The organism is Fictibacillus sp. 18YEL24, from assembly GCF_015903855.1.
GTDB classification, from domain to species: Bacteria; Bacillota; Bacilli; order Bacillales; family Fictibacillaceae; genus Fictibacillus; species Fictibacillus phosphorivorans_C.
Genome location: NZ_JACZDT010000002.1, coordinates 120,505 through 143,977, shown reverse-complemented (window position 1 = coordinate 143,977; position 23,473 = coordinate 120,505). Strand labels below are relative to the sequence as shown.

Sequence of the window (23,473 nt, the reverse complement as noted above, 5' to 3'; positions counted from 1 at the left end):
TTATGAATAATACGGCGCGATCATCAAATAAACAATAACACCTGTCAAACTCACATAAAGCCATAGGGGCATCGTCCAACGTGCAATCTTACGGTGTTTCTCCACTTGCATGTTGAAGCCTCTCGTAACGGTGATTAACGCTAGAGGTACGATAACGATCGCAAGCAAAATGTGTGTGATCAAGATAAAGAAATAAACGTACTTAAGGGGACCTTCACCACCATAAGACGTAGATTCTGTTAAATAGTGATACGTTACATACGACAGCAAAAAGAATGTTGTACTCGTAAATGCCGCTAGGATAAACCGTTTGTGAAGCGTGATGTTCTTTTGTTTCACAAAATAAAGAGCAGCCAGCAAAAATACGAAAGTAAAGCTGTTAAAGATCGCGTTCAAACGCGGCAGCAACGTTACATCAAAAGCAATTTCTCCCTCATACTCTGGCAGGAAGAACAATACGGCAACAAGTACGTTAATCGCGATGGATAGCCCGATAATTAGCGGTGTATAGTTACGCTGTTTTGTTTCAGCCATTTTGTATTACTCCTTTTCCACTAAAAGTCTTTAAAACTTCTAAGATTCCTTATTATTTTACCACTCAAGACCCTATTCACAAACATATAGGTAGCTGAAAACAGCATTCCCCAACCAAGTGTCAATAATTCTTCAAAAATGAGAAACTTAGCGATAATACACCCTAGGGTATTTACGGTTGCGGATAAAGTTCAATCCAGAAGTTTGCGGCATCCATCCACAAGTTTTTGCGTTGAATCCACGAATTTCATGCTTGAATCCAAAAGATTTGGCGTTTTATCCACGAGATGTCATTTGTCGACATTTTCTGCAGCAGTTATACCCCTTGCACTCGCCCCATCTCTCACACAAAAGAAGAACCGGCACACGGCCGGTTCTCCTCATCCTACCACCTATATGAATTAAGCTCTCGCAAATTGTTCCTCATCCACTGTAGCAATAAACTTCTCTACTTCGCCAACAACAGACGCTACACATCCTTTTTCAAAAGGAGAGATCAAACCAGCTTCTTCAACGAGCTTTGTAAAAGGTAGACTTCCTCCCTTTTGACACAGGGCGAAATAATCTTCCCATGCACGCTCAGAGTTCTCACCAGCACGCTTCCAAAACTGAAGAGCGCATATTTGAGCAAGCGTGTAATCAATATAATAGAATGGAGAACGGAAGATGTGACCTTGTCTATGCCAAAAACCACCGTTTTCCAAGTACTCTAACCCATCATAATCACGATGTGGCAAGTATGTTTTCTCAAGCTCTCTCCACTTTGAACGGCGTTCTGATGCCGTCGCATCCGGGTTATCGTATACGAAGTGCTGAAACTCATCAACCGCAACTCCGTACGGGATGAACTCTACCGCACCTGTTAAGTGGGAGTATAAATATTTTTCTGTGTCCTTGCCAAACAGCTTTTCCATCCAAGGATACGTTAAAAACTCCATACTCATTGAATGAATCTCACAAGCTTCAAGTGTCGGGAACTGATATTCTGGCACTTCGAACACTCTGCTCGTATACATCTGGAACGCATGACCGATCTCATGCAGCAGCACGCGAACATCATTGTCTGAACCGTTGAAATTTGTAAAAATGAACGGCGCCGTATAGTCCTGTAGATACGTGCAATACCCACCAGGCGCTTTACCGCTTTTACTTTCAAGATCCATGAGCTCATCTTCTGCCATATAGTTAAAGAACGCTCCTGTTTCTTGCGATAGTCCACTAAAGACCTGCTTCGATTGATTCACAATCCACTCTGCATCTCCTTGAGGCTTAGGGTTGCCTGTTGTAAAGCTGAAGGGTTCGTCGTAAAACTTGAACTCATGGAGTCCGATGCGTTTTTGCTGACGCTTCTTTAACTTTGTACAAAGGGGAACGATGATTTCTTTTACTTGTTCACGAAATACCTTTACGTCTGCTGCGTTGTAATCCGTTCTTCCCATACGATCGTACGCCAATTCTGTAAAGGTTGAATATCCTAACTTTTTAGCGATTCCCGTTCGCAGCTTCACGAGTTCATCATAGATCGAGTCAAACTTTTCTTGGTTTGAACTCAAGAAAGCGTTCGCGGCCTTACTCGCCGCTTTTCGTGTTTCACGATCTGCCGATTGAACGTATGGAGAAAGCTGCGCCAGGTTCAGCTCTTTTCCGTCAAACTCGATCTTAGCTGAAGCCATCACTTTCACATATTCTGAGCTCAATTTGTTTTCTTGCTTAAGGTCCTCTAATACATCTTCAGAATAGGTCTTCACTTTTAATTCTGCCAAGCGGAACAGCTGACCGCCCCACTTACTCTCGAGCTCATCTTTAAAAGGAGATTGAACGAGCGCTTCATGAAACGCTGTGACCATTCCTTGATAAACTGGAAGATTCTCATCCATGAACGCTTGCTCTTCCTTATAATAGGCATCTTCTGTATTAATCGTGTGGCGAATTTTTGCCAGCCTTGCTTTTGATTCAAAACTGTTACGTAGAGCTACGACCTTTTTCATCGCTTCATTCTGCTCATCCGCCGAACTCGCGTCTTTAAAAATCTGTACGGCTTCTTCAAATTCCGTTTTCAGAGTCGCAACATCAGGACGTTCATATGTAAATTCACTAAATTTCATTCAAAAAGCCTCCCATTCATTTACATTCCATTCCTGTATTACCAATTCTACAATCCATTGCTTTTCTCCTGTAATCCCCTTCCCTTTTTAGGTAGAATGTAAGCAGAGAAACCAATGGCGGGAGACAAATGTTATGAAGAGCTTTCAATCTGATCCTTTTAAAGGAACTTTCGGCAGTCTTGAAAATTTAGCAGACAAGATCAGCGACGTTTTGTCGTGCCCTGTAACGATAGAAGATCAGAATCACCGACTCCTTGCTTACAGTACACATGAAGACGGAACAGACCCTGCGCGTATCGCGACCATCATCGGACGGCGCGTGCCAGAAAAAGTAGTGAACAGTCTATGGAAAGACGGCGTGATTCCTAGATTGCAAGAGAGCGATGACCCTGTTCGTGTCGGCACGATACAAAACGTCGGGCTTGGCAACCGTGTGGCAGTATCAATCCGAAAGAACAACGAAGTTCTCGGATACATTTGGGTTCTTGAAGTGGAAAAACAACTATCAACAGAAGATATGCAATTATTAAAGCTCGCTGCTACTTCAGCAAAAAGCCAACTTCTTCAGATGCAGATCGGCACAAAAAAGAAAGAAGAAAACCGGCAAGAGCTTTTCTGGAAGATGCTCACAGGCAATCTTCCGCAAGAAGAGCATATTTTAGAGAAGCTGCACGAACTTAACATTTTGCCGGTACTTCCAGCAGCTGTTTTTATTCTGCAGCTAGAAGAGGAGATCACACCAGCTATCGAAAAAGATATTTTGTATCTCGCTGCTGTGAATCAGAAGATCAACGTTCTTTTATCAGCAGCAGACGCGAATCAGATGCTTCTCCTCGCCTCACCTGTTGGAAAAGAACCGCCCTTAGAACTTGCTAAGTCATTTGTAGAATCATTCTTTACCCATATGAAAGAGCGTTTTTCTGTGTCAGATATAAAAGCGGCATACGGTAGTCTTGTATCCTCTTTTTCGAACGTGGAAAAAAGTTATAAAGAAGCTTCAAGTGTATTAGCCGTTCAAGAAAAGCTAGGCGGAGAAACGTTAACGCTAAACGGCTATCATGAACTTGGTATCTACCAATTTTTAGATACCATTTATGAAAAACAACAAAGACAGAGCTATCACAATGAAATGCTCAAAACTCTACAAGAATATGACCGTCAACACAAGACAGAGCTTTATCACACATTAGAAACGTATCTGACGTTAGATGAAAACCTGAACAAAGCATCAGAAGTGCTTCATATCCACATGAACACATTACTTTATCGTCTCAAACGGATCAGCGAGCTTACGAATATTGATATGAAGAGCCCTCATCAAAAAATCATGATCTATCTTGATTTCAAGATGAATCGCCTATTCAAACAAGAGCATTTGTGAATTATCACAAATGCTTTTTTTCATTTTCTAGATTCCCCACAATGAAAAGCGCAATCCCTCGAACTATACTGAAATCACAATTGAAAACGCACTCAAAGAGTTTACTTATATAGGAGGATTCACAAATGATTATTGGAGTTCCAGCAGAAATTAAAAATAATGAAAACCGCGTAGCGATTACCCCATCAGGTGTTATTACACTAACAGCAGCAGGTCACAAAGTACTTGTAGAGAACAATGCAGGTGTTGGCAGCGGATTTACGAACGAAGATTATGCGGCAGCAGGCGCTGAAATCGTAGCTGAAGCACAAGACGCTTGGTCTGCAGAAATGGTTATGAAGGTTAAAGAACCTTTAGCATCTGAGTACAAATATTTCCGTTCAGATCTTATCCTTTTCACATACTTACACTTAGCTGCAGAACCAGCATTAGCAAAAGCACTAACAGAGAGCGGCGTTACAGCGATCGCTTACGAAACGGTAGAATTCAACCGTACACTTCCTCTATTAACGCCAATGAGTGAAGTAGCAGGACGTATGTCTGCACAGATCGGTGCTCAGTTCCTTGAAAAGCCTAAAGGCGGAAAAGGAATTCTTCTAGCAGGTGTACCAGGAGTACGTCGCGGTAAAGTAACGATCATCGGTGGCGGTGTTGTAGGTACGAACGCAGCAAAAGTGGCGATCGGACTTGGCGCTGACGTTACAATCATCGACCTTAGCCCAGACCGTCTTCGTCAACTTGATGACATCTTCGGTAACAGCATCCAAACATTAATGTCTAATCCATTAAACATTGCACAAGCTGTAGCTGAATCTGATCTAGTGATCGGAGCTGTACTTATCCCAGGAGCAAAAGCACCTAAATTGGTAACAGAAGAAATGATCAAGTCCATGACTCCAGGATCTGTAGTTGTTGACGTAGCGATCGATCAAGGCGGTATCTTTGAAACGGTTGACCGCATCACGACTCATGACAACCCAACATACGACAAGCACGGAGTTGTTCACTATGCAGTAGCAAACATGCCTGGTGCTGTGCCTCGTACGTCTACGATCGCACTTACGAACGTAACGGTTCCATATGCACTACAAATCGCTAACAAAGGTGCACAAGCAGCAATCGCTCAAAATCCATCGTTAAAAGCGGGTCTTAACACAGCTGGCGGTTTCGTAACATACGAAGCAGTTGCAACTGACCTTGGTTATGACTATGTTTCAGCTGAAGTTGCATTAGAAAAAGCAGTTCAAACGGTATAATGAATCAAATGAAAAGAAGCTAGGCTCATAATTCTGAGCCTTAGCTTTTTTTGTGTTTTCCTAGTGGACGTTTTGACATCTGTCCGTTAAAGACAGACACCCCTCTTCTTATACGAGGTAATTTCATTTTTATCCGAGGTAAACGGCAATAATTCCGTACTAATTAGATTTATTTCACTACATAAATTTTTTTATCCGATTTTCGACAAACAGTATCACCGAATATTTTCACAAAAAAATATCCATACAGTATAAGCAACTGCATGGATACTTTATTTTCCGGGAAATTTTTGTCGAATTTTAATGAAAAATGTTAGAAGTTAAAGAAGCCCTTCCTTCCTCAAGAAATCTTCCGCCACTTTCTTAGGTGACTCTCCCCCAACATTCACCTTATAATTCATCTCGCGCATTTCATCATCTGTAATTTTTCCTGCAAGCTTATCTAAAGCTTCCTTTAATTCCGGGTGCTTCTCAACGGTTTCTTTACGAAGCATCGGTGCACCTTGATAAGGCGGAAACAGCTTCTTATCATCTTCTAACACGGTAAGCTTATATTGACGCAGTTCGCTGTCTGTGGAATAAGCATCGACCACATCAATTTCACCTTTTTTCACTGCGTTATACCTTAGCTTCGGCTCCATCGTTCTCACATTTGCAAACTGAATATCGTATAGCTTTTGGATGCCTTTATAGCCATCTTCGCGATCCGAAAATTCTAGCGTAAATCCGGCGTTCAGACTTTGGCTTACACTCTTTAAATCCGAAATCGTCTTTAAGTTATATTCTTTCGCCAACTGTTCAGGAACAGCAAGCGCATACGTATTGTTATATTCCATCGGGCTTAATAATTGCAAATCAAACTTACTTTCCATCCCGCTTCGAGCTTGTTCATATACTTTTTCGCTATCTGTACTTGTTGCGTTTTCTTTTAAAAACTCCGCGATCGCTGTGCCTGTAAATTCTGGATAGATATCAATACTCCCTGATTTCAACGCATTAAACACAAAGGAAGTCTTACCAAGCCCTGGCTTTAGTTCCACATATAGTTCGGTTTCTTCTTCAATTAAAAGTTTGTACATGTTGATTAAAATCTCAGGCTCAGAACCTAGCTTACCACCGATCACGATATCTTCTTGTCCGCCTTTCATCGCAAAAGGAACAATTATAACTAATAGAGCCGCTATTAAAAATGCACTGACGGTTGTTAACGCTCGTTTAAACGATAGATGTTCAAACCTTCTAAGTAGAAAATCAAATAAGATCGCAAGCAATGCGGCTGGGACTGCTCCAAGTACGATCAACATCGTGTTATTGCGATCAATACCAAGCAAAATGATATCACCGAGTCCACCTGCTCCGATTAAAGCTGCGAGCGTAGCGGTTCCAATTATTAAGACCATGGAAGTTCTGATTCCGGCCATAATTACAGGCATCGCTAAAGGAAGTTCGACCTTCATCAATCTCTTCCTCGTGTTCATTCCCATCGCTCGCGCCGCTTCAATTAACGAAGAGTCGACTTCTTTAATTCCGGTATACGTGTTTCTTAAAATAGGAAGCAGGGCATAAACAACAAGTGCAATGATGGCTGGCACCTTACCGATTCCAAACAGTGGGATCAAGAGTCCTAGAAGAGCAAGTGACGGAATGGTCTGCAACACGGCGGTCACTCCGATGATCGGTTCAGCCAATCTTGGTTTTTTCGTTAAATAGATACCTAGAGGGATTGTAATCACCACAGCAAATAGAAGAGCGATAAACGAAATCTGAATATGCTCGATCAGCGCACTTGCGAGTTCACCTTTTCGATCTTGAAATACTTGCAAGAAACTATTCATCTCTGCTACCTCTTTCCTGCAAGTGATCTGCAAGATATTGAATAACAGCCTGTCTGTTCAGCGTTCCTATAATCGCACCATGATCTTCAACCGTCACTTCATTTTCACGGGTTAGAATATCGAGTGCCTCTTTTATACTCGTTTTCACTGAAATGGATGGCAATTGATAATCCAATCCAATCTCATCTGCTTTCAAAGGTATGACAAGCTTTCGAAGATCCATATTTTCAACAGAACTCACACTCTCTGTTCCTACGAAATTTCTTACAAAATCATCGGCAGGGTTTTCGAGCAGCTCTTTTGGCGTTCCCACTTGTACGATAGAACCTTCATTCATCACACAAATCCTGTCTCCCAGTTTCAAAGCTTCCTTCATGTCATGAGTAACGAAAACAATGGTCTTCTTAATATTTCTTTGAAGATTAAATAGATCTTCTTGCAGCTTTTCTCTGCTGATCGGATCTAGAGCACTAAAAGGCTCATCCATTAAAATAATGTTAGGATCTGCAGCTAACGCTCGCACAACACCCACCCGCTGTTGTTGTCCGCCAGAGAGTTCTTTTGGTTTGCGGTCTCGATACGTTTCAGGGTCTAACCCAACCATATCAAGAAGTTCGTCCACTCTCTTACGAATTCTCTCTTTGTCCCATCCTTTTAACTCGGGAACGATACTAATATTCTCTAGGATCGTCATATGAGGAAATAAAGCGATCTGCTGCAGTACATACCCGATATTCCAACGTAATTCATCAATTTTGTAATCGCTGATTCTCTTGTTATCGATGGAAATCGTGCCTTTTGTAAGGCTGATCAGCCGGTTGATCATCTTAAGCATCGTCGTTTTTCCACAACCACTCGGACCAATCACGACAAAAAATTCCCCTGGCTGTATCGTTAAATTCAAATCGCGAACCGCAGACGTTCCATCACGGTATTCTTTAGAAACATTATCAAAAGTTATCATACACCTGCTCCTTAGTGTGCTTTATCTATTACAAGCAGTATTTCCGTTTTTTCTGTAATCAATAATCAATCTACACTATGTATTGCACAAAGAAAGAGAATGTAAACTACTCTTGTACTATATATTTATATGGTTTATTGATTAATTACAAAAACTGCCTTATAATGGGGAACTGTTGTGTTAAAAGTGTTTCGCGGTTCGCAAACTCCCGCGTTATCAAAACTAGGAGGAATTTTTATGTTTAATTTTTATTTTGGTGTAGCTTTTGCACTGGTTAATTTTATATTGTTTTTAACGTGCTATAAGTGGTTTGGCCGTATGGGGTTGTTTGCTTGGATCGCAGCAGCTACCATTCTTGCTAATCTGCAAGTTGTTAAAACGATCGAGATGTTCGGTCTTGTAATGACTCTCGGTAATGTGATCTACGGAACTATTTATTTAGCAACAGATCTAATCAATGAGAAGTACGGAGAAAAAGAAGCGAAAAAAGCCGTTTGGTTCGGGTTCTTTACTCTCATTATGACGACGATCATCATGCAGATGGTGCTCGTGTTTCAACCGCACGAAAGTGACATCTTCCAGCCGCATCTTGAAGCAATCTTTGGATTTATGCCACGCCTAGTAATCGGTAGTCTCGCTGCTTACTTAATCAGTCAGTATCTAGACGTTAAACTTTTTGCGAAACTGAAGAAAAAGTTTTCACGCCCTGATCAGCTTTGGATTCGTAATAACGGTAGTACGATGGTGAGTCAGCTGATCGACACGGTTATCTTTTGTACGATTGCGTTTGCTGGTGTGTTCTCATGGGATGTTTGGATTCAGATTTTCTTTACAACCTATGTGATTAAATTTGTAGTGTCAGCGGCTTCCACGCCGTTTATCTATATTGCAAGAAGCTTCAACCATCCAGAAGAAGACCTTCAGAAACCAGGCGTTTAAAATGCCTGGTTTTTTCTTTTCCTTTACAGTCGCGACATCTCCTTCACCCCACCTTTACAGAACAGTCTTTTGTTAAGATATCCCCTCATATAGACCTTTTTTTCTTTAAAATACTAAGGAGGTTTTGACCATTCTTTCCCCATTTTCCTTTGTTAGCATAATGAATGTGAACCTGCTTGTTGCATGAGGCGAGCAGGTTCACGGACCATACAATGACAAGGGGATGAATGACATGAGCATGAAGAAGACAGCAGTTGCATCACTACTTTCAATGGGGATTATCGGTTCGATCTATAGTACTTCCACACTTGCTTACGACCCGTCTGATCGCGTTCAAACCGTCGCACACCGCGGAGCTTCAGGCTATGCGCCAGAAAATACGATGGCCGCGTTCCATAAAGGTGTAGAGATGAAATCCGATTATATTGAAATTGATGTACAAGAAACAAAAGATGGTGAGCTCGTTGTCATTCATGATGTTACACTCGATCGAACAACGAACGGAACGGGATATGTAAAAGATCATACGTTAGAAGAGATCCGTCAGCTTGATGCCGGAAGCTACTTTGGGGAGAAGTTTATAGGAGAGAAAGTTCCTACTTTTGAAGAAGTACTTGATGAATTCCGCGGAAAAACAGGCATTTTAATTGAATTAAAAGCAACATATTACTATCCCGAGATCGAAGAAAAAGTAGCTGCAGCTATAAAGGAACGAAACATGCATCTACCCGCTCATGATAAGATTATCATTCAATCATTTGAGTTTGGTTCTATGCAACAGATAGACAAGTTGCTTCCTAGAGTGCCTGTTGGCGTACTTACTTCCAATCCAACCGACTTAAGTGAAGCAAAGCTCGATGAGTTCGCTACATATGCTGAATTTGTAAACCCTAGCAGAACCCTTGTTAATTCTTCAATCGTTGATGAGGTGCATGAGCGTCATATGGGCATCATGGCTTGGACAGTTCGAAACAAACAAGAAGTCAAGCCGCTCTTAGATGCAGGTGTTGATGGCATTATCACCGATTATCCGGATTACACGCCAAAGCATAAATCAAAATAAATGATTATAAAAAGTGTTGAAGCTATGGGTTGCTTCAACACTTTTTTACTTAATTAATATTCTCTTTGATTATTTTGCATGGGTTACCTACAGCTACACAATTAGCTGGAATAGATTTTGTGACAACACTTCCCGCTCCGATTACAGTATTGTCACCTATCGAAACACCCGGTAAGAGAACGGAATTTCCACCGATCCAAACATTGTTTCCGATTGTCACAGGTTTGGTATTCGTTCGATATGGAGCTTCGTTTGCCTGTGGATGCTTATTGATTCTTTCCAACACGGTTATAGGGTGCGAAGCCGTGTAGATTTGGACATTAGGTGCGATCAATACGTTTTCCCCAATCGTAATCTTGTTATTATCTAACAAAACGCAATTAAAATTGATAAAGGTATTACGTCCTATAGTAATATTTTTTCCGAATTCACATTGAATAGGTTTCTCAACCCAAACCCCTTCTCCTAAACTGCCTAATAATTTCTTTAAGATCTGTACTTTCCTTTCGATCTCATCAACGCTTGTCGTATTAAAGGTCTCCACAAGCTTTTTGGCATCGAACGACATTTGTAAAAGTTCAGGATCTCGGGTGTTATAAAACTCTCCGGATAGCATTCTGTCAAACTCTTTCATCTAATCCCCCCATGGCTATTTTTTCTTATTACCATCTAACAATAAAAAAGCATAGAAGTCCAAAACTTCCATGCTTTTTGTGATTTATTTATGTTTAGCCAAAACCTCATCGAGCTTCGCGGATTTTTCACTAAGTTTTTTATTGATTTCTTCATTGAGACTCAGCCACTGGTTCATCTTCTCTAATGCAAGCTTCTCATTATTTGCTCGGAAAGCATCGTGCATCGCTTTTTTCGTTTCATGTGCTTGGTTTTGCAGAGTCCTTAACTCTTGATGAATCTGTTTCATCTCCTGCCAGCCGGCTTTGTTCGCGCTTCGTTTTTCTTTTAGTTTCTGCTTCCCAGCTTTAACGTGCATGTCAAAAAGCTGGTCTTTCTTTTTAACGATCTCCTTTTGAATCTCTAATCGTTCAATTTTAAGAGCGTTCGCTTTATGAACCTGCTCCTCAAAATTTTTCATCTGCTTAAAGTGTTGACCTCTCTTATGTGCCTCCACTTGAACCTTTTCTTGATTGGCAGCCGACACCGTAATTGCACCACTCGTTAGAACTGAAAACGCCAGTGCAAGAGGGATAAATTTTTTCATCACACTCACTCCTTTAACTTTTATACAGGTATCATTTGTTAAAGGAGCGAAAATCTTACGTTCATATGTATGTAAATTCTTTGACATTTCTTCATAACTTTTTAAGTGCACGGTTGACCGTCTCTCGTCTTAGGCCAACAAACTGCCCGATTTCTTCTTGAGTCAGCACTTTTTCGATCTGGATATTAGGAAAATAATTTGCGAACCACTCTTGAAGTTTTTTTATTTTTCCTTCTGGTGTTAAGGTAGACATCTGATTGATGCGCTGCTGCATCATCCTTAGTTTCGTTTCTAGCATTAATGCCACTTCTTTGTATCTGTATGGTTCCTCTTCCAGTGAACGATACCATTGCTGCGGTTCAATGCGCGTGATCTCACACGGCAACAGCGCTATTGCGTTTCCGTTGTATTCGTTTGGACTCGTTAATGAATGATGTGGAATCACTTCGCCTGGAATAATTAAATTCAACAAAACTTGGCTTCCATCTTCATGAACTCTAACGATCTTTAATAAGCCGCTTTCTAACCGAAATAACGGACCTTCTTCTCCTTGCCTGAATAAAATCTCGCCTTTTGCCATCAGCATGATTCTTCCTCCTGCGTAAGTATATCGTATGTATCACCTATTCTACACATCCTCCATATGCTTGTAGGTAAGGAGGGTGAAGATCGAATGAAACTTGCACCTTTTATGCAAGAATTAACCCTATTGTACAGCATTGCTCTTATCGGTTATATCCTTCGAAAGAAAGAGATCTTACCATCTGGTAGTGAACGTACGCTTTCAGCACTTTTATTAAATGTAACGTTACCTGCATTGATCATCTTCGGAATGGATGTTTCCTTTTCCATTGAAAATCTTAAACAGTTCGGTTGGCTTTCTATGATGTCTGCATTCGTATTAATGATTTCCTCACTCTTTTCTTGGTGGACAGTAAAGCGGCTAACGATAAAAAACACACAGAAAAATGCCTTAGAAGGAATCATGATTTTTGGAAATCAAGGTTTTCTAGGCATTGCAGTTTGTTTTATATTATTCGGAAAAACTGGAGTGCTTTTTGCTACATTCTTTAATTTTGTTTATCTGTTGTGGATCTGGACGTACGGCATCTATCTATTTGCTCGGCATTCCAAGAATTTGCCATGGCGAAGCGTCTTTTTAAATCCAGGTGTGATTTCCACAATCGTTGGCTTAATCCTTATGCTCCTGCCAGGTACACTTCCTAGTGCTGTATCCAACACTTTAGAAATGTTAGGAAAACCTACTGTTCCACTTTCTATGTTATTGATTGGCGTTCTCTTAGGGGCTTTACCGTTGCAACGTGTAATGAGCTTTCTAAAAAGTTCCCACTTATGGCTAGCGAGTTATTACAAGCTGCTGCTTTTTCCGTTTCTATTACTGCCTTTTATTTTCTTTTCGTTACCACTTCAATTAATAGCAGTTGCTGTTCTAACCGCTGGGATGCCCTCCGCTCCAACCATCTCCATGTATGCAGAGCGTTATGGAGAGGATGCCTCTTTTGCGGCAGCAGGTGTTATGTTAAGTACGATTCTTTCCTGTCTAACCATCCCCCTGTTGTATGCGCTCGTTTTAATAATCTCGTCCCTTGCCTGAGTCTGAGATTTCAAGCAGAATTTCAGGGTATGGTGCAAAGAACGTCTGACCAAGAATCTCGCTGTCTTCAAAACGTATAGCGTGCGACTTTAAAATCGTAGCCACACTTGAAAACGGTTCTTTTTTATTTGCGTACTTTTGAAGAAGTTCTTCAAAAAAGGCGATTTCTTTTGCAGACAGATGCGGCTGAAACTTTTTGAAGATCTCGTACGCCACTTTCCTGTTAGAATCGCTTCTTGCCGTACGATTAAACAGCTTGTTCATGGCTTTAGCATACAGTTGTATCGTTCGTTCTTCCCCATTTTCCTGCTCTTTTTTCAAGATTCGATTCATCACTTTTAACGTTGGATTGCTATAGGCCATAAACAGAAACTGATTTTTCTCATGAAAGCTTTTAATCGCTTGGAGCCCCTGCGGCAGTATATTTCGAAAGGCAGCGAGCGTAAAAAGCTTCGTATAAAAACGATCACGAATCGTAAAATTATTTAACCGTCCTTCTTCTTCGATGGCTAAATGGGAATATAGCTCAGCGACTCTTCCTCCAAACAACCCACTAGAATGACCGATGGCAGGTCCTTTTTCAGTCGAGGCATACACCTTCACTTCTTTTAATCCACAAGAAGGAGAACGCGTCTTCAAAATAAACCCGTCTGTATCAATAATTCCAGCCAAATAACCATCTGAAAAAGTTCGCATCTCGTTCGTTATATCACGCTGCGTCGATGGCTGAAGAAGAAAATGATCTTCACCCTTTTTCACGATACGAATCGTTTCTCGAGGCGTTCCTAACCCAATCTCCACTTCTGGACATACTGGAACAAAATCTACATAATCCATCAGTTTTTTGATCACATCGTTATATATCACATCACCGTTGTATCGGCATGCTTCAAATTCAAGACACTTACTTACCACCACACGGGGTCTAGCGAAGGCTTCCATTCCAAAACTCCCCTCGATCTTTTTATTCAGTGTTCCACTTTTAGATGAATTATTAACATGTTTTCTGTAAAATGTTGGTTAGGAAGGAGCGATTTGATGGCTTACTATGAAGATCTTCGGAAATATGTAGGAACCGCACCACTCATCTTACCTGGCTCTGTTGTTATTATTGTGAACGAAAAGGATGAAATTTTATTACAGCACCGTACCGATGGCGGTTGGGGACTGCCCGGTGGTCTGATGGAACTTGGTGAAAGTTTTGAAGAAACGGCGATTCGTGAAGTGAAAGAAGAAACAGGACTTGATGTTGAAGGCTTGACCCAGCTTCATGTCTATTCTGGTCAAGATCACTATATAAAGAATGCAAACGGTGATGAACTGTATGCCGTGACCGCTGTGTATATGGCTCATTCTGTAAGTGGCGAACTAACGATTGATCTCAATGAATCACATGACTTTCAATATTTTAAACATGATCAGCTTCCTAAAGAAACTTTAGGTGGTGCACGAAAATACATAACGAACTATATAGAGATGAAGAATCAGAACAAAGCTTACCGGTAATCACGCCGGTCGCTCTGTTCTTTTTTCGTTAAATTTCAGTTCAATATAATCGCATACCGGTTCATAACCGATATTTTGATAGATTTTATTTGAAGTAGGATTTGAGAGATCCGTATAAAGGGTGCAGAACGAAAATCCTTCACTCAACAGATAATCGCTTAGTGCAGCAACACAAGCACTCGCATAACCTTTTCCTCTAAGATTCTTAGGTGTATAAACCAAATTAATCGAAACACCTTTAATATTCGGCCTCGTCTTAGCTGCCATCGAAACCGGCTTGCCATCCTCTTCCCATATAAAAAGAAACTTGTTTTCCACACGCACTTTTGCATACTCTTCAGCTTCAGCCATCGTCATGATCTGCTTCGTTTCTTCTGTCATCTCTATGATCCAGCGAGGCAAGAAAGCTAAGTCTGCTTTTGTCGCCATTCTTAATCTTCCGGGTCGGGCTGCAGGCTGGATAACAGAAGGCAGTGTATAGAGACGCAGATCCATCAGCAATTTCTCTTCTAGATGATGAGCGGTCGTCCACTTCTCTGCAAACGCCTTTCCAACAGCTTTCGGCGACATTACTTTTTGTATATAGTAATCTTCTTCGATTAAATTACGAACCAAAAAAGGCACAGCTGCAACACCATCTGATTCCTCTTTTTCTAAAAGTAACAAGGCATAAGGTGGGATGAGCATCGCTGATAACATGATCTTTCCATTTTGTTTTACGGTAGCGAGAAAAGGCTGCTCTCCCTCCCATACTTTGTCTTGAAAACGCAGACAGTTGCCAAGCATGATCCCTGCGCGATCTTCCTGACACAGCAGGAATTCTTCTACTTCCCTATAAAAAGCTCGTATAGATGAATACCGAGTTACCTCCATGATCGTGACCCTCTCTTTATCTATTATGTCTGTAATCTTATCTATTTCCTCACTTTCGAGAAAGATTCCTTCTTTTTAGGGATTTATTCTTAGAGTAGTTTTGATATCCATTGTGTAATCAATGTGTATTCATTGTTGCTTTGAAAGTAGTTGATTTCCGTTGCAGATACTCGCTTTCCGCGGGGCAGACGGTGAGCCCCATTCGTACGTTTCACGTATAAGTGTCTCACTTGCCTACCTGTCCCGCAGGAGTCTCGCATCTTTCACTACAATCAATAGTCGAAGAAGGAAAACTTCTTAAAAGGAATTGATATACGTTTCAGAGTCCTTGCTTTTAACCCTAAAAAATATTGAGGATCTTTTCATTTTCTCTCCCTATGCAAGTTGATTGGAGCGGAAGGTTGCCGACTCCTATGGGACGAGCGGACTGGTGGAGACTCCTAATGGCGCGAAGTGGCAGGAGGCTCACCGGTCGCCCCATGGAAAGCGTGCAACCTGGAGCGGAGATCAACTACTCTCAAGACCAACTTTGTATACTAAAACAAATTTTTAACAATTGTTTTATGCTCTTTAATTGGTTAAAGGATGCCATTTTCTGATATACTGACCATAACGTAAAGGAAGGTGAACGAAATGAGTACACATGTATTTTCAAAACGCGAAGAGATAGCAAATGCCATCACACACGGACTCGGTGTCCTTCTAAGTGTAGCGGTTACTTCCATTCTGCTCGTGTTTGCCGTATGGAAAGGAACAGCGGTTCATATTGTTAGCTTCGCCGTATTCGGAGGCACGATGCTGACGCTCTATTCAGCTTCAACCCTCGTACACGCTTTTCCTAAAGGACGGGTTAAGGATTTATTTGAGATCATGGACCACGCGGCCATCTATCTCTTTATTGCAGGAACGTACACCCCAATCGTGCTGATCGTTGTAGGCGGAGCACTGGGATGGACATTATTTGGAGTCGTTTGGGGACTCGCGATCTTTGGTGTCGTGTTCAAAGTCTTTTTTACGAAAAAATTCGTTGTGTTATCAACATTAGGTTATGTCGCGATGGGATGGCTGATCACATTTGCCTTTCAAGATATTTCAGCAAACATGCCACCAGCAGGCATTCAGCTCTTAGTTGCAGGCGGAATCATCTACACGCTCGGCAGTATCTTTTATGTATGGCGCAGCTTTCCGTTCCACCACGCCGTCTGGCATTTGTTTGTTCTAGCCGGCAGTGTAATGCATTTTCTTATGATGTTTTATGTGTTGCCTAACTAAAATTTTTTTTTGAAAGAAGCAGAAAATGTTCTGCTTCTTTTTTATGCTGTGGTTTTAACGACCTTGGCTTCTGCTGACTCTTCCGATCGAAATAAAAAGTGATAAATGAACAAACTTGTAAGACCCATCAAACTAAACAGTAAGGTGATCGTGTTGGCTGAGAGGATCTCGCTCAGCATGACGAATAGTGCGGCAATCATGCCAGACAGGTGAAACGACAAGCCATATATTGCCATGTACGAGCCTCTAGCATCATCCGGTATGATTGATGCCACATAAGCTTGCTTTGCTGGAATATGAATCAGTTCACCAACAGACGCAATAAACATAGCTATGATTAAAACAATAGGTATCGTACTATAGCTGATTACAACAAAACCTAAAGCATAGGCGAACCCTCCTCCGAGCATTAAGGATCGATCTTTGAAACGCTTAAACATGGTGGCTATAACAAGACTTAATACGACGACTAAGATGGTGTTCTCTGCTTTCAGTAAACCGATCAACTGAAATCCATCTACTTCAAATAATGATGTGAAAGGCAGTAACTCTACCGGGTCCTTCATATCGCTTACAAGTTTTATACCGATATACGTAGTCAGACTTTCTTCTAGTGAAATAAGAAACAACCCTGCTACCGTAAATAGGATAAATTTTCGGTTCAAAAAAATCTCTTTATAGCTTCCCTGAAAACTTTTTGTTACGTTGATATCCTGAGTCACAGCGCTCGGCAGCCTTACATCTTCAAGCCATAACCAAGTCACCATCCATGTGAAAAAGGTAACCAACGCGATTCCTAAGAACAACTCATATGGATAGGTTTTAAAAAGTATAGCCCCTGTTATTCCTCCTGCAGCAACCGCCAAATTCCCAAGCCAATAGGAGATCGTATAAATAGCTTTTCTGTTTTCCTTCGTACTTGAATCAATAATGATCGCGCCATAAGCAGGTCCAGCCATACCTGTAAAAAAGAGAATAACGATGAACAGTACAAAGTTTATATATGGAGAAAGAGGAAAGATCAGATTGAGAGCTCCAGCAATCAAGTAACCGAGACCGATCATGCTCTCACTTAGTAAAATAATTCTCTTTCTACCGAATTGATCCGAACGCCTCCCGCCAAGTAACGCTCCCGTTATTCCAGATAGAATAACACCGATATACATCAAACCTGTTGAAAACGCCCCTACCTGATCAGAAAAAAAGATAGCTAGAAACGGGATAACTGCTGAAGAAGCAAAAGTCGTAATAAATTGCAGCACTAACCTTAGCTGAATGTTGCGATGAAACGAAAAGAAATTCATGTTTATCTCTCCTTTTACGATTGATTAATCAATCATTATTAAGATAAAAAGTAACCGAAACACATTTTAGCGTTTCGGATATAACAGTTGAAATGCTGGAATCTTAAACTTTTCTCTAACCCGTGATACTGCATAGTCAGTAAACGTTAATCGAATTCCTAATAGAAAGCCGAGATATGCTGTTGCTGTTAAGTCTTCATCAGATTCTTCTAGAACTCCGCTTTTTTGACCATTTCGTATGATTTCTTGAAGTTTTAAAATAAACTGCAGACTAAATTCGTCCAGAACTTTAAATGGTTCAGGAAACTTCGTATGCTGTCCGATCACTTGCACGACCAGCTGCAGATATGTACGCATCTCGATGAAGATAGTAATATGTTTATCTATCATGCTCTTAATCTCGGTCAAAAGATCTTCAGCTTCAGGATTAAAATCTAACATCGCTTCTCTATATTGTTTTTCTAAAGGCTCTGTTACAGCATGGAAAAAAAGCTGGTCCTTGTTTTCAAAGTATGTAAATATACTTCCAAAACTAACTCCTGCAGCTTTTGCTACCTTCGCAATAGTCGTGCTCTCATACCCCTGCTCTGCAAACAACAGGATCGCCTGCTCTAAAATCTTTTCACGCTTCTGTTCCATCGCTTTCAGTTGTTTATTTGATAAAGGCAATTGAATAATCTCCTTTTTATGGATGATTGGTTAATCAATCATTATTATAAAGTGTATGTTAAAATAAGTAAAATGTTTTTTTGGAGGATGACTTGTGACGATTTCTATTGAGCACCGACTTTATACGATGTGCATGGTTCAAAACGGAGATAAAGTGCTGTTGATTAAGCGGCCAGACAGCCTTGGCTTCCCAGGCTTTTTAGCTCCTGGAGGTAAAATAGATTTTCCTGAAAGCTTAGTAGATGGCGCATGTCGAGAAGTTGAGGAAGAAACAGGATTATGCGTCTCAAATTTAGTTTTCAAAGGAATCGATGAGTATGTAAATCCTCAAAAGAATGTGAGATACATGGTGTTCAACTATTGGACGAATACTTTTAAAGGTGAACTTTTGTTAGATCCACCTGAAGGCGAATTGGTTTGGGTCTCGATAAATGAAGCATTAGATCTTCCGATGCAAGAATGGTTTAAAGAAAGGTTTCCGTTGTTTTTTGAAGAAGGTACTTTTGAGATTCAACGGGTGTGGGATAATCATAAAAACAAACAGGTTGGGGTTTCGTTACTGAAAACTTAAAGAAAATAAGGCTATCAATCTGTCGATAATTGTCTAGGTTTGTAGACTCGTGGATATTCTCCTCAAATTTATGGATTGAAGGACAAAACTCGTGGATTGAACGTCATTTTTCGTGGATTCAAAGGCAAAACTTGTGGATTGCACCTCTAAGCATCTACTAAAGTGACTATCCCACTACTCTCTTCGCCCGTAAAATAGAAAAGGATGGCCCCCACAAGTGCCATCCTTCATTATTTATCTACTTATACTTGATAATCTGCAACTCTTTCGGGTATTTCGTCAATGTTTCGTGTCCATCTGCCGTTACATAGACGTCATCCTCAATACGTACACCGCCAACATCATCAATATAGATGCCTGGTTCGATCGTATATGTCATTCCTTCACGAAGCACGCCATCGTTGTTGTCACTCATGGACGGGAATTCATGAACATCGATCCCAAGGCCGTGTCCGATGCGGTGCGGGAAGTGATCTCCGTATCCTGCTTCCGCAATGTGATTGCGTGCGATCAAGTCAATGTCACCGATGCGCGTTCCTGGCTTAGAAGCTTCTAACGCCTTCAATTGTGCCTGCAGCACAGTATCATAAATCTCGCGACGCTTTTCGTCCAAATCGCCAAACGCTACAGTACGCGTGATGTCAGAACAATAACCGTCAAGGACTACACCAAGGTCGAATAAAACAAAATCGCCGTGCTGTAGCTTTCTCAAGCCTGGCTTCCCATGAGGCTGTCCAGCTTTTTCACCGAATAACACCATTGTAGAAAACGACATTGCGCTAATGCCTTTTTGCTTCAGTTCGTATTCGATCTTCGCGAGTACTTCCATCTCTGTTACACCCTCACGAAGTGCCGCAACTCCAACTTCAACGCCGTAATCCGCTAGTCTTGCCGCTTCACGCAACGTTTTAAGCTCGCTCTCTTCTTTTATGAGACGAAGCTCGTTCATTAGTTCTTCAGCGCCGACCAAGCTCGCACCATCAAACATACCAAGTAGCTTTTCGCCACGCGCGTATGGAAGTGTTTCTTTTTCAACGGCAATCGATGATGCTTCAGTCACCCCGCGGCTAGCCAAAGCTTCCTGTACCTTCGTCCAAGGATCTTCAGAATCGCTGTAACCAACAATCTCATACGTCCAGCCTGCGTCTTTAGCTTGCGAACGCTCCATGCCTGGACAGATCATGAATGGCTCTCCTTCTGCAAGTACAGCCACACCTAACACACGTTCATGCGGATCCGAATACAAGCCTGATAAGTAGAACACGTTTGCTGTCGTGTGAATGAACGCGAAAGTATGCCCTTCTTGCTTTAACCAGTTCTGTACCTTTTGAATACGTCCTTCGTTCATGTATATACCTCCAATAAAAGCCCGAGGGCTATGAATTAATCTCTCATACTCTATTGTAGAATAAACGCCAAAGAAAAAACAGAAGCACACATCGCAAGACGCAAATGTGTGCTTCTTATTAAGCTTGCTGATCTTGAACCTTCATTGAATAGTTGATTGGAGTGTAAGGTGCGAGACTCCTGTGGGACAGGCGGTCAGGTGAGACACTTATACGTGAAACGTACGAATGTGGCTCACCGTCTGCCCCACGGAAAGCGAAGCACCTGGAACGGAAATCAACTACTCACAAAAGCAACTCTGAATAATTAGAACTGAACTTTTTCCTCAATAAAGCTCTTAAGATCTGCAATCTTCACACGCGTTTGCTCCATCGTGTCACGGTCACGTACAGTTACCATGCCGTCTTCTTTGGAATCAAAGTCATACGTGATACAGAAAGGTGTTCCTACTTCATCTTGACGACGGTAACGTTTACCGATTGATCCTGTTTCGTCATAGTCCACATTGAAGTCTTTTGCAAGTGAGCTGAACACTTCTGTTGCTTCTTCAGATAGCTTCTTAGATAGTGGCAAGATCGCTGCTTTATAAGGAGCTAGTGCAGGGTGCAAGTGCATAACTGTTCTTGAAGTACCATCTTCAAGCTGCTCATCTTCATACGCATCAATCAAGAACGCCAACGTTACGCGGTCAGCACCTAGAGAAGGCTCGATGCAATAAGGAACATAACGCTCGTTTGTTTCTTGATCGATATAGTTGAAGTCTTCACCTGAGAATTCCATGTGACGCTTCAAATCGAAGTCTGTACGAGATGCTACACCCCAAAGCTCGCCCCAGCCGAACGGGAACTTGTATTCAAAGTCAGTTGTTGCATTTGAGTAGTGAGAAAGCTCATCTTCGTTATGGTCGCGAAGACGAAGGTTTTCAGAAGTCATACCCAATGATTTTAGCCAGTTTTCAGCTGTGTCTTTCCAATAGTTGAACCACTCGATCTCACTTCCTGGCTTACAGAAGAACTCAAGCTCCATCTGTTCGAACTCACGTGTACGGAACGTGAAGTTACCTGGTGTGATCTCGTTACGGAAACTCTTACCGATCTGCGCGATACCGAACGGTAATTTTTTACGCATCGTACGTTGAACATTCTTAAAGTTAACGAAGATTCCTTGAGCTGTTTCTGGACGCATGTAGATCTCGTTTGAACTTGATTCCGTTACACCTTGGTGTGTTTTGAACATTAGGTTGAACTGGCGGATGCTTGTGAAGTCATGGCTTCCACACTCCGGACAAGCGATATTGTATTCTTTCACCAACTCTTCCATCTTTTCAAACGGAAGGCCGTCTACGATAATTTCTTTTCCAGCTTGATCAGCAGCATCTTCAATCAATTTATCAGCACGGTGACGCGCTTTACAGTTCTTACAGTCCATCATCGGATCGTTGAAGTTACCGATGTGACCAGATGCTTCCCACGTACGAGGGTTCATGAGGATCGCTGCATCAAGACCTACGTTATAAGGTGATTCTTGAACGAATTTTTTCCACCATGCTTTTTTTACGTTGTTCTTCAGCTCAACACCAAGTGGACCATAATCCCACGTGTTTGCAAGACCTCCATAAATTTCAGATCCCGGAAATACAAAACCGCGGTGTTTCGCATGATTTGTGATGGTTTCCATGTTTTTTGTCATTTTTATTCCTCCCATTTAGGTTTTGCCTTATGGGTTGGCCGTTTTCAAAAAAATAAAAAACTCCCGTCCCAAGGCGCTATGCCCAGGGACGAGAGTTGTATCTCCCGCGGTTCCACCCTAGTTGATCCGTATGTAAAAACGAATCCTCTTTTAGAAAAAGCAACTCCGGATTGCCGTTTCACTAATGTCTCTTACCGGGCTCTCACCATCCCCAGCTCGCTAAAAAGAGTGTACATTTAGCTACTATTCATCCTTCACAGCCGCATATCATCTTTTATAATAAAATAATATTACCAAAAAACAAAAACATTAGTCAAAATATTTTCCTATTATATGCAGTTATTGTTTATTTTGTGCCAGTTCGTTCTCAATTTGCTCTAAAGTGGGCAGTGCGGTCATTGCTCCTTTAACAGAAACGGCAAGTGCTCCAGAAACACTTCCGAACAACGCCATGTCGCTCGCTTCATCAAGAGTCAGTTCTTGGAGTGAGCCATCGTATTCATTTAGTTGATGCAGAACTCCCGCAACATAAGCGTCTCCTGCTCCGGTCGTATCTACCGAAGATACACGTTTTGCCGGTATGTACTCGCCGCCCTCTTTCGTCACCACATAGCTTCCGTCATCACCGAGCGTGATGAAGAGTAAAGGAATATCATATTCTTGCAGCACTTTAATGCCCTCTTCTACCTTTTTCAAACCTGTGATAAATTCGAGCTCTTCTTCTGAAATCTTGACGATGTCAGCGTGCTGCAACATCGAGAGAATCGTCTCACGTGCCTGTGCAGGAGTCTTCCAGAGCGACAACCGCAAGTTCGGATCGTACGAAACCCACATGCCGTTTTCTTTTGCGAGTCTTACCGCTTTTTCAGTAGCACTTTTAGAGGGCTCGCCAATTAACGAGATCGAACCAAAATGAAGAATCTTATGCTCTTTAAAGAGACTCGGTTGTACATCTTTTTCTTCTAAGAAGCGGTCTGCACTCGGATTAATGTAAAAGTCGAACGATCTTTCACCGTTCGGATCGAGCGTTACAAAGACAGCTCCTGTTCTCACTTCTTCCGTCTTGTACACATGAAACGCGTTCACGCCGTAGCTCTTCAATGTATCGATCATGAACGATCCTAGAACATCGTCCCCAACTTTTCCTAAAAAAGTAGATGCTGAGCCTAATCGCGCAATTCCAACTGCTACGTTGGCTGGTGCACCACCAGGACTTTTCTGATAAGTCGTGTTCGTTTCATCGGTTGGAATAAAATCAACAAGTGCTTCTCCTAAAGAAATTACGCCTTTTTTCATCGTATCCGCCCCCTTTTTGTAAAAAAATCAGGCAT

Annotated in this window: 23 protein-coding genes; 8 read left to right on the top strand and 15 right to left on the bottom strand. The window is 41.6% G+C overall.

Annotated elements, in window-relative coordinates:
• Together HU823_RS06170 and HU823_RS06165 are read right to left on the bottom strand one after the other, a co-directional pair.
• Positions 1-534, bottom strand: a complete 534-nt coding sequence (locus HU823_RS06170) for a DUF420 domain-containing protein (protein WP_066399222.1) — start codon at positions 532-534, stop codon at positions 1-3.
• 401 nt (positions 535-935) lie between these two features.
• On the bottom strand, positions 936-2,639 hold the full coding sequence (locus HU823_RS06165) for a M3 family oligoendopeptidase (protein ID WP_197221464.1): 1,704 nt from the start codon (positions 2,637-2,639) through the stop codon (positions 936-938).
• Between the two features lie 133 nt (positions 2,640-2,772).
• On the opposite strand from HU823_RS06165, the gene HU823_RS06160 reads away from it, so the two are divergent.
• Positions 2,773-4,020 (top strand): PucR family transcriptional regulator, encoded by a 1,248-nt coding sequence (locus HU823_RS06160; RefSeq protein WP_197221463.1) that lies wholly within the window; start codon positions 2,773-2,775, stop codon positions 4,018-4,020.
• Between the two features lie 125 nt (positions 4,021-4,145).
• Complete coding sequence (gene ald, locus HU823_RS06155) at positions 4,146-5,276, top strand: alanine dehydrogenase (protein WP_153236744.1); 1,131 nt, start codon at positions 4,146-4,148, stop codon at positions 5,274-5,276.
• A 320-nt stretch (positions 5,277-5,596) separates the two neighbouring features.
• Here ald and opuFB read toward each other — a convergent pair whose 3' ends face one another.
• Positions 5,597-7,111, bottom strand: coding sequence for an osmoprotectant update ABC transporter permease/substrate-binding subunit OpuFB (gene opuFB / locus HU823_RS06150; protein WP_197221462.1), 1,515 nt, complete (start codon positions 7,109-7,111; stop codon positions 5,597-5,599).
• Complete coding sequence (locus HU823_RS06145) at positions 7,104-8,075, bottom strand: ABC transporter ATP-binding protein (RefSeq protein ID WP_197221461.1); 972 nt, start codon at positions 8,073-8,075, stop codon at positions 7,104-7,106. The genes opuFB and HU823_RS06145 overlap by 8 nt, the downstream gene beginning before the upstream one ends.
• A 237-nt stretch (positions 8,076-8,312) precedes the next feature.
• Between HU823_RS06145 and HU823_RS06140 the strand changes: the two genes are divergently transcribed.
• On the top strand, positions 8,313-9,014 hold the full coding sequence (locus HU823_RS06140) for a queuosine precursor transporter (protein ID WP_144696748.1): 702 nt from the start codon (positions 8,313-8,315) through the stop codon (positions 9,012-9,014).
• 232 nt (positions 9,015-9,246) lie between these two features.
• Positions 9,247-10,077 carry a glycerophosphodiester phosphodiesterase gene (locus tag HU823_RS06135; protein WP_144696746.1) on the top strand — a complete coding sequence of 277 codons (831 nt, stop codon included), beginning with the start codon at positions 9,247-9,249 and terminating at the stop codon, positions 10,075-10,077.
• A gap of 49 nt (positions 10,078-10,126) precedes the next feature.
• Here the strand turns inward: HU823_RS06135 and HU823_RS06130 are convergent, their stop codons facing one another.
• The 3 genes from HU823_RS06130 to HU823_RS06120 all read right to left on the bottom strand — a co-directional run bounded on the left by HU823_RS06130 (position 10,127) and on the right by HU823_RS06120 (position 11,882).
• Positions 10,127-10,711: a sugar O-acetyltransferase gene (locus HU823_RS06130; RefSeq protein WP_144696744.1), complete on the bottom strand. Its 585-nt coding sequence runs from the start codon at positions 10,709-10,711 to the stop codon at positions 10,127-10,129.
• Positions 10,712-10,795: 84 nt separating this feature from the next.
• Entirely contained in the window at positions 10,796-11,296 is a 501-nt protein-coding gene (locus tag HU823_RS06125) for a hypothetical protein (protein WP_144696742.1), read from the bottom strand.
• A 91-nt stretch (positions 11,297-11,387) separates the two neighbouring features.
• Positions 11,388-11,882 carry a Crp/Fnr family transcriptional regulator gene (locus HU823_RS06120; protein WP_197221460.1) on the bottom strand — a complete coding sequence of 165 codons (495 nt, stop codon included), beginning with the start codon at positions 11,880-11,882 and terminating at the stop codon, positions 11,388-11,390.
• Between the two features lie 87 nt (positions 11,883-11,969).
• On the opposite strand from HU823_RS06120, the gene HU823_RS06115 reads away from it, so the two are divergent.
• Entirely contained in the window at positions 11,970-12,911 is a 942-nt protein-coding gene (locus HU823_RS06115) for an AEC family transporter (protein ID WP_197221459.1), read from the top strand.
• On the opposite strand, the gene HU823_RS06110 is transcribed toward HU823_RS06115, so the two are convergent.
• A complete protein-coding gene (locus tag HU823_RS06110; protein WP_144696736.1) occupies positions 12,888-13,853 on the bottom strand; it encodes a YbgA family protein in 966 nt (321 codons plus the stop codon). The two genes, HU823_RS06115 and HU823_RS06110, sit on opposite strands and share 24 nt — an antisense overlap.
• A gap of 96 nt (positions 13,854-13,949) precedes the next feature.
• On the opposite strand from HU823_RS06110, the gene HU823_RS06105 reads away from it, so the two are divergent.
• Positions 13,950-14,417, top strand: coding sequence for an NUDIX hydrolase (locus HU823_RS06105; RefSeq protein WP_197221458.1), 468 nt, complete (start codon positions 13,950-13,952; stop codon positions 14,415-14,417).
• Here the strand turns inward: HU823_RS06105 and HU823_RS06100 are convergent, their stop codons facing one another.
• Complete coding sequence (locus HU823_RS06100) at positions 14,418-15,290, bottom strand: GNAT family N-acetyltransferase (protein ID WP_197221457.1); 873 nt, start codon at positions 15,288-15,290, stop codon at positions 14,418-14,420.
• An 89-nt stretch (positions 15,291-15,379) separates the two neighbouring features.
• Entirely contained in the window at positions 15,380-15,505 is a 126-nt protein-coding gene (locus HU823_RS22090; protein WP_255548955.1) for a hypothetical protein, read from the bottom strand.
• A gap of 418 nt (positions 15,506-15,923) precedes the next feature.
• Here HU823_RS22090 and trhA point away from each other — a divergent pair, with 418 nt between their 5' ends.
• Positions 15,924-16,562 (top strand): PAQR family membrane homeostasis protein TrhA, encoded by a 639-nt coding sequence (gene trhA / locus HU823_RS06095; RefSeq protein WP_066399265.1) that lies wholly within the window; start codon positions 15,924-15,926, stop codon positions 16,560-16,562.
• A gap of 41 nt (positions 16,563-16,603) precedes the next feature.
• Here trhA and HU823_RS06090 read toward each other — a convergent pair whose 3' ends face one another.
• Positions 16,604-17,866, bottom strand: a complete 1,263-nt coding sequence (locus tag HU823_RS06090) for an MFS transporter (RefSeq protein WP_197221456.1) — start codon at positions 17,864-17,866, stop codon at positions 16,604-16,606.
• Positions 17,867-17,932: 66 nt separating this feature from the next.
• A complete protein-coding gene (locus HU823_RS06085; RefSeq protein ID WP_197221455.1) occupies positions 17,933-18,535 on the bottom strand; it encodes a TetR/AcrR family transcriptional regulator in 603 nt (200 codons plus the stop codon).
• A gap of 127 nt (positions 18,536-18,662) precedes the next feature.
• On the opposite strand from HU823_RS06085, the gene HU823_RS06080 reads away from it, so the two are divergent.
• Complete coding sequence (locus tag HU823_RS06080; protein ID WP_197221984.1) at positions 18,663-19,106, top strand: 8-oxo-dGTP diphosphatase; 444 nt, start codon at positions 18,663-18,665, stop codon at positions 19,104-19,106.
• A gap of 238 nt (positions 19,107-19,344) precedes the next feature.
• Here the strand turns inward: HU823_RS06080 and HU823_RS06075 are convergent, their stop codons facing one another.
• From HU823_RS06075 to HU823_RS06065, 3 genes are all read right to left on the bottom strand, one after another.
• On the bottom strand, positions 19,345-20,454 hold the full coding sequence (locus tag HU823_RS06075; RefSeq protein WP_144696724.1) for a M24 family metallopeptidase: 1,110 nt from the start codon (positions 20,452-20,454) through the stop codon (positions 19,345-19,347).
• Between the two features lie 305 nt (positions 20,455-20,759).
• Positions 20,760-22,142 carry a glycine--tRNA ligase gene (locus tag HU823_RS06070; protein ID WP_197221454.1) on the bottom strand — a complete coding sequence of 461 codons (1,383 nt, stop codon included), beginning with the start codon at positions 22,140-22,142 and terminating at the stop codon, positions 20,760-20,762.
• Positions 22,143-22,481: 339 nt separating this feature from the next.
• Positions 22,482-23,438, bottom strand: a complete 957-nt coding sequence (locus HU823_RS06065; protein ID WP_144696720.1) for an aminoimidazole riboside kinase — start codon at positions 23,436-23,438, stop codon at positions 22,482-22,484.
• Positions 23,439-23,473: the final 35 nt, after the last annotated feature.

Excerpts from the sequence above, each read along its gene's own strand:
- HU823_RS06105 (WP_197221458.1), top strand. The coding sequence starts at position 13,950 with ATGGCTTACTATGAAGATCTTCGGAAATATGTAGGAACCGCACCACTC.
- HU823_RS06135 (WP_144696746.1), top strand. The coding sequence starts at position 9,247 with ATGAGCATGAAGAAGACAGCAGTTGCATCACTACTTTCAATGGGGATT.
- HU823_RS06115 (WP_197221459.1), top strand. The coding sequence starts at position 11,970 with ATGAAACTTGCACCTTTTATGCAAGAATTAACCCTATTGTACAGCATT.
- HU823_RS06080 (WP_197221984.1), top strand. The coding sequence starts at position 18,663 with ATGTGCATGGTTCAAAACGGAGATAAAGTGCTGTTGATTAAGCGGCCA.
- HU823_RS06170 (WP_066399222.1), bottom strand. The coding sequence starts at position 534 with ATGGCTGAAACAAAACAGCGTAACTATACACCGCTAATTATCGGGCTA.
- HU823_RS06100 (WP_197221457.1), bottom strand. The coding sequence starts at position 15,290 with ATGGAGGTAACTCGGTATTCATCTATACGAGCTTTTTATAGGGAAGTA.
- HU823_RS06145 (WP_197221461.1), bottom strand. The coding sequence starts at position 8,075 with ATGATAACTTTTGATAATGTTTCTAAAGAATACCGTGATGGAACGTCT.
- HU823_RS06140 (WP_144696748.1), top strand. The coding sequence starts at position 8,313 with ATGTTTAATTTTTATTTTGGTGTAGCTTTTGCACTGGTTAATTTTATA.
- HU823_RS06075 (WP_144696724.1), bottom strand. The coding sequence starts at position 20,454 with ATGAACGAAGGACGTATTCAAAAGGTACAGAACTGGTTAAAGCAAGAA.
- HU823_RS06090 (WP_197221456.1), bottom strand. The coding sequence starts at position 17,866 with ATGAATTTCTTTTCGTTTCATCGCAACATTCAGCTAAGGTTAGTGCTG.
- HU823_RS06065 (WP_144696720.1), bottom strand. The coding sequence starts at position 23,438 with ATGAAAAAAGGCGTAATTTCTTTAGGAGAAGCACTTGTTGATTTTATT.
- ald (WP_153236744.1), top strand. The coding sequence starts at position 4,146 with ATGATTATTGGAGTTCCAGCAGAAATTAAAAATAATGAAAACCGCGTA.
- HU823_RS06160 (WP_197221463.1), top strand. The coding sequence starts at position 2,773 with ATGAAGAGCTTTCAATCTGATCCTTTTAAAGGAACTTTCGGCAGTCTT.
- HU823_RS06070 (WP_197221454.1), bottom strand. The coding sequence starts at position 22,142 with ATGACAAAAAACATGGAAACCATCACAAATCATGCGAAACACCGCGGT.
- HU823_RS06165 (WP_197221464.1), bottom strand. The coding sequence starts at position 2,639 with ATGAAATTTAGTGAATTTACATATGAACGTCCTGATGTTGCGACTCTG.
- HU823_RS06110 (WP_144696736.1), bottom strand. The coding sequence starts at position 13,853 with ATGGAAGCCTTCGCTAGACCCCGTGTGGTGGTAAGTAAGTGTCTTGAA.
- trhA (WP_066399265.1), top strand. The coding sequence starts at position 15,924 with ATGAGTACACATGTATTTTCAAAACGCGAAGAGATAGCAAATGCCATC.
- HU823_RS06125 (WP_144696742.1), bottom strand. The coding sequence starts at position 11,296 with ATGAAAAAATTTATCCCTCTTGCACTGGCGTTTTCAGTTCTAACGAGT.
- HU823_RS06120 (WP_197221460.1), bottom strand. The coding sequence starts at position 11,882 with ATGCTGATGGCAAAAGGCGAGATTTTATTCAGGCAAGGAGAAGAAGGT.
- HU823_RS06130 (WP_144696744.1), bottom strand. The coding sequence starts at position 10,711 with ATGAAAGAGTTTGACAGAATGCTATCCGGAGAGTTTTATAACACCCGA.
- opuFB (WP_197221462.1), bottom strand. The coding sequence starts at position 7,111 with ATGAATAGTTTCTTGCAAGTATTTCAAGATCGAAAAGGTGAACTCGCA.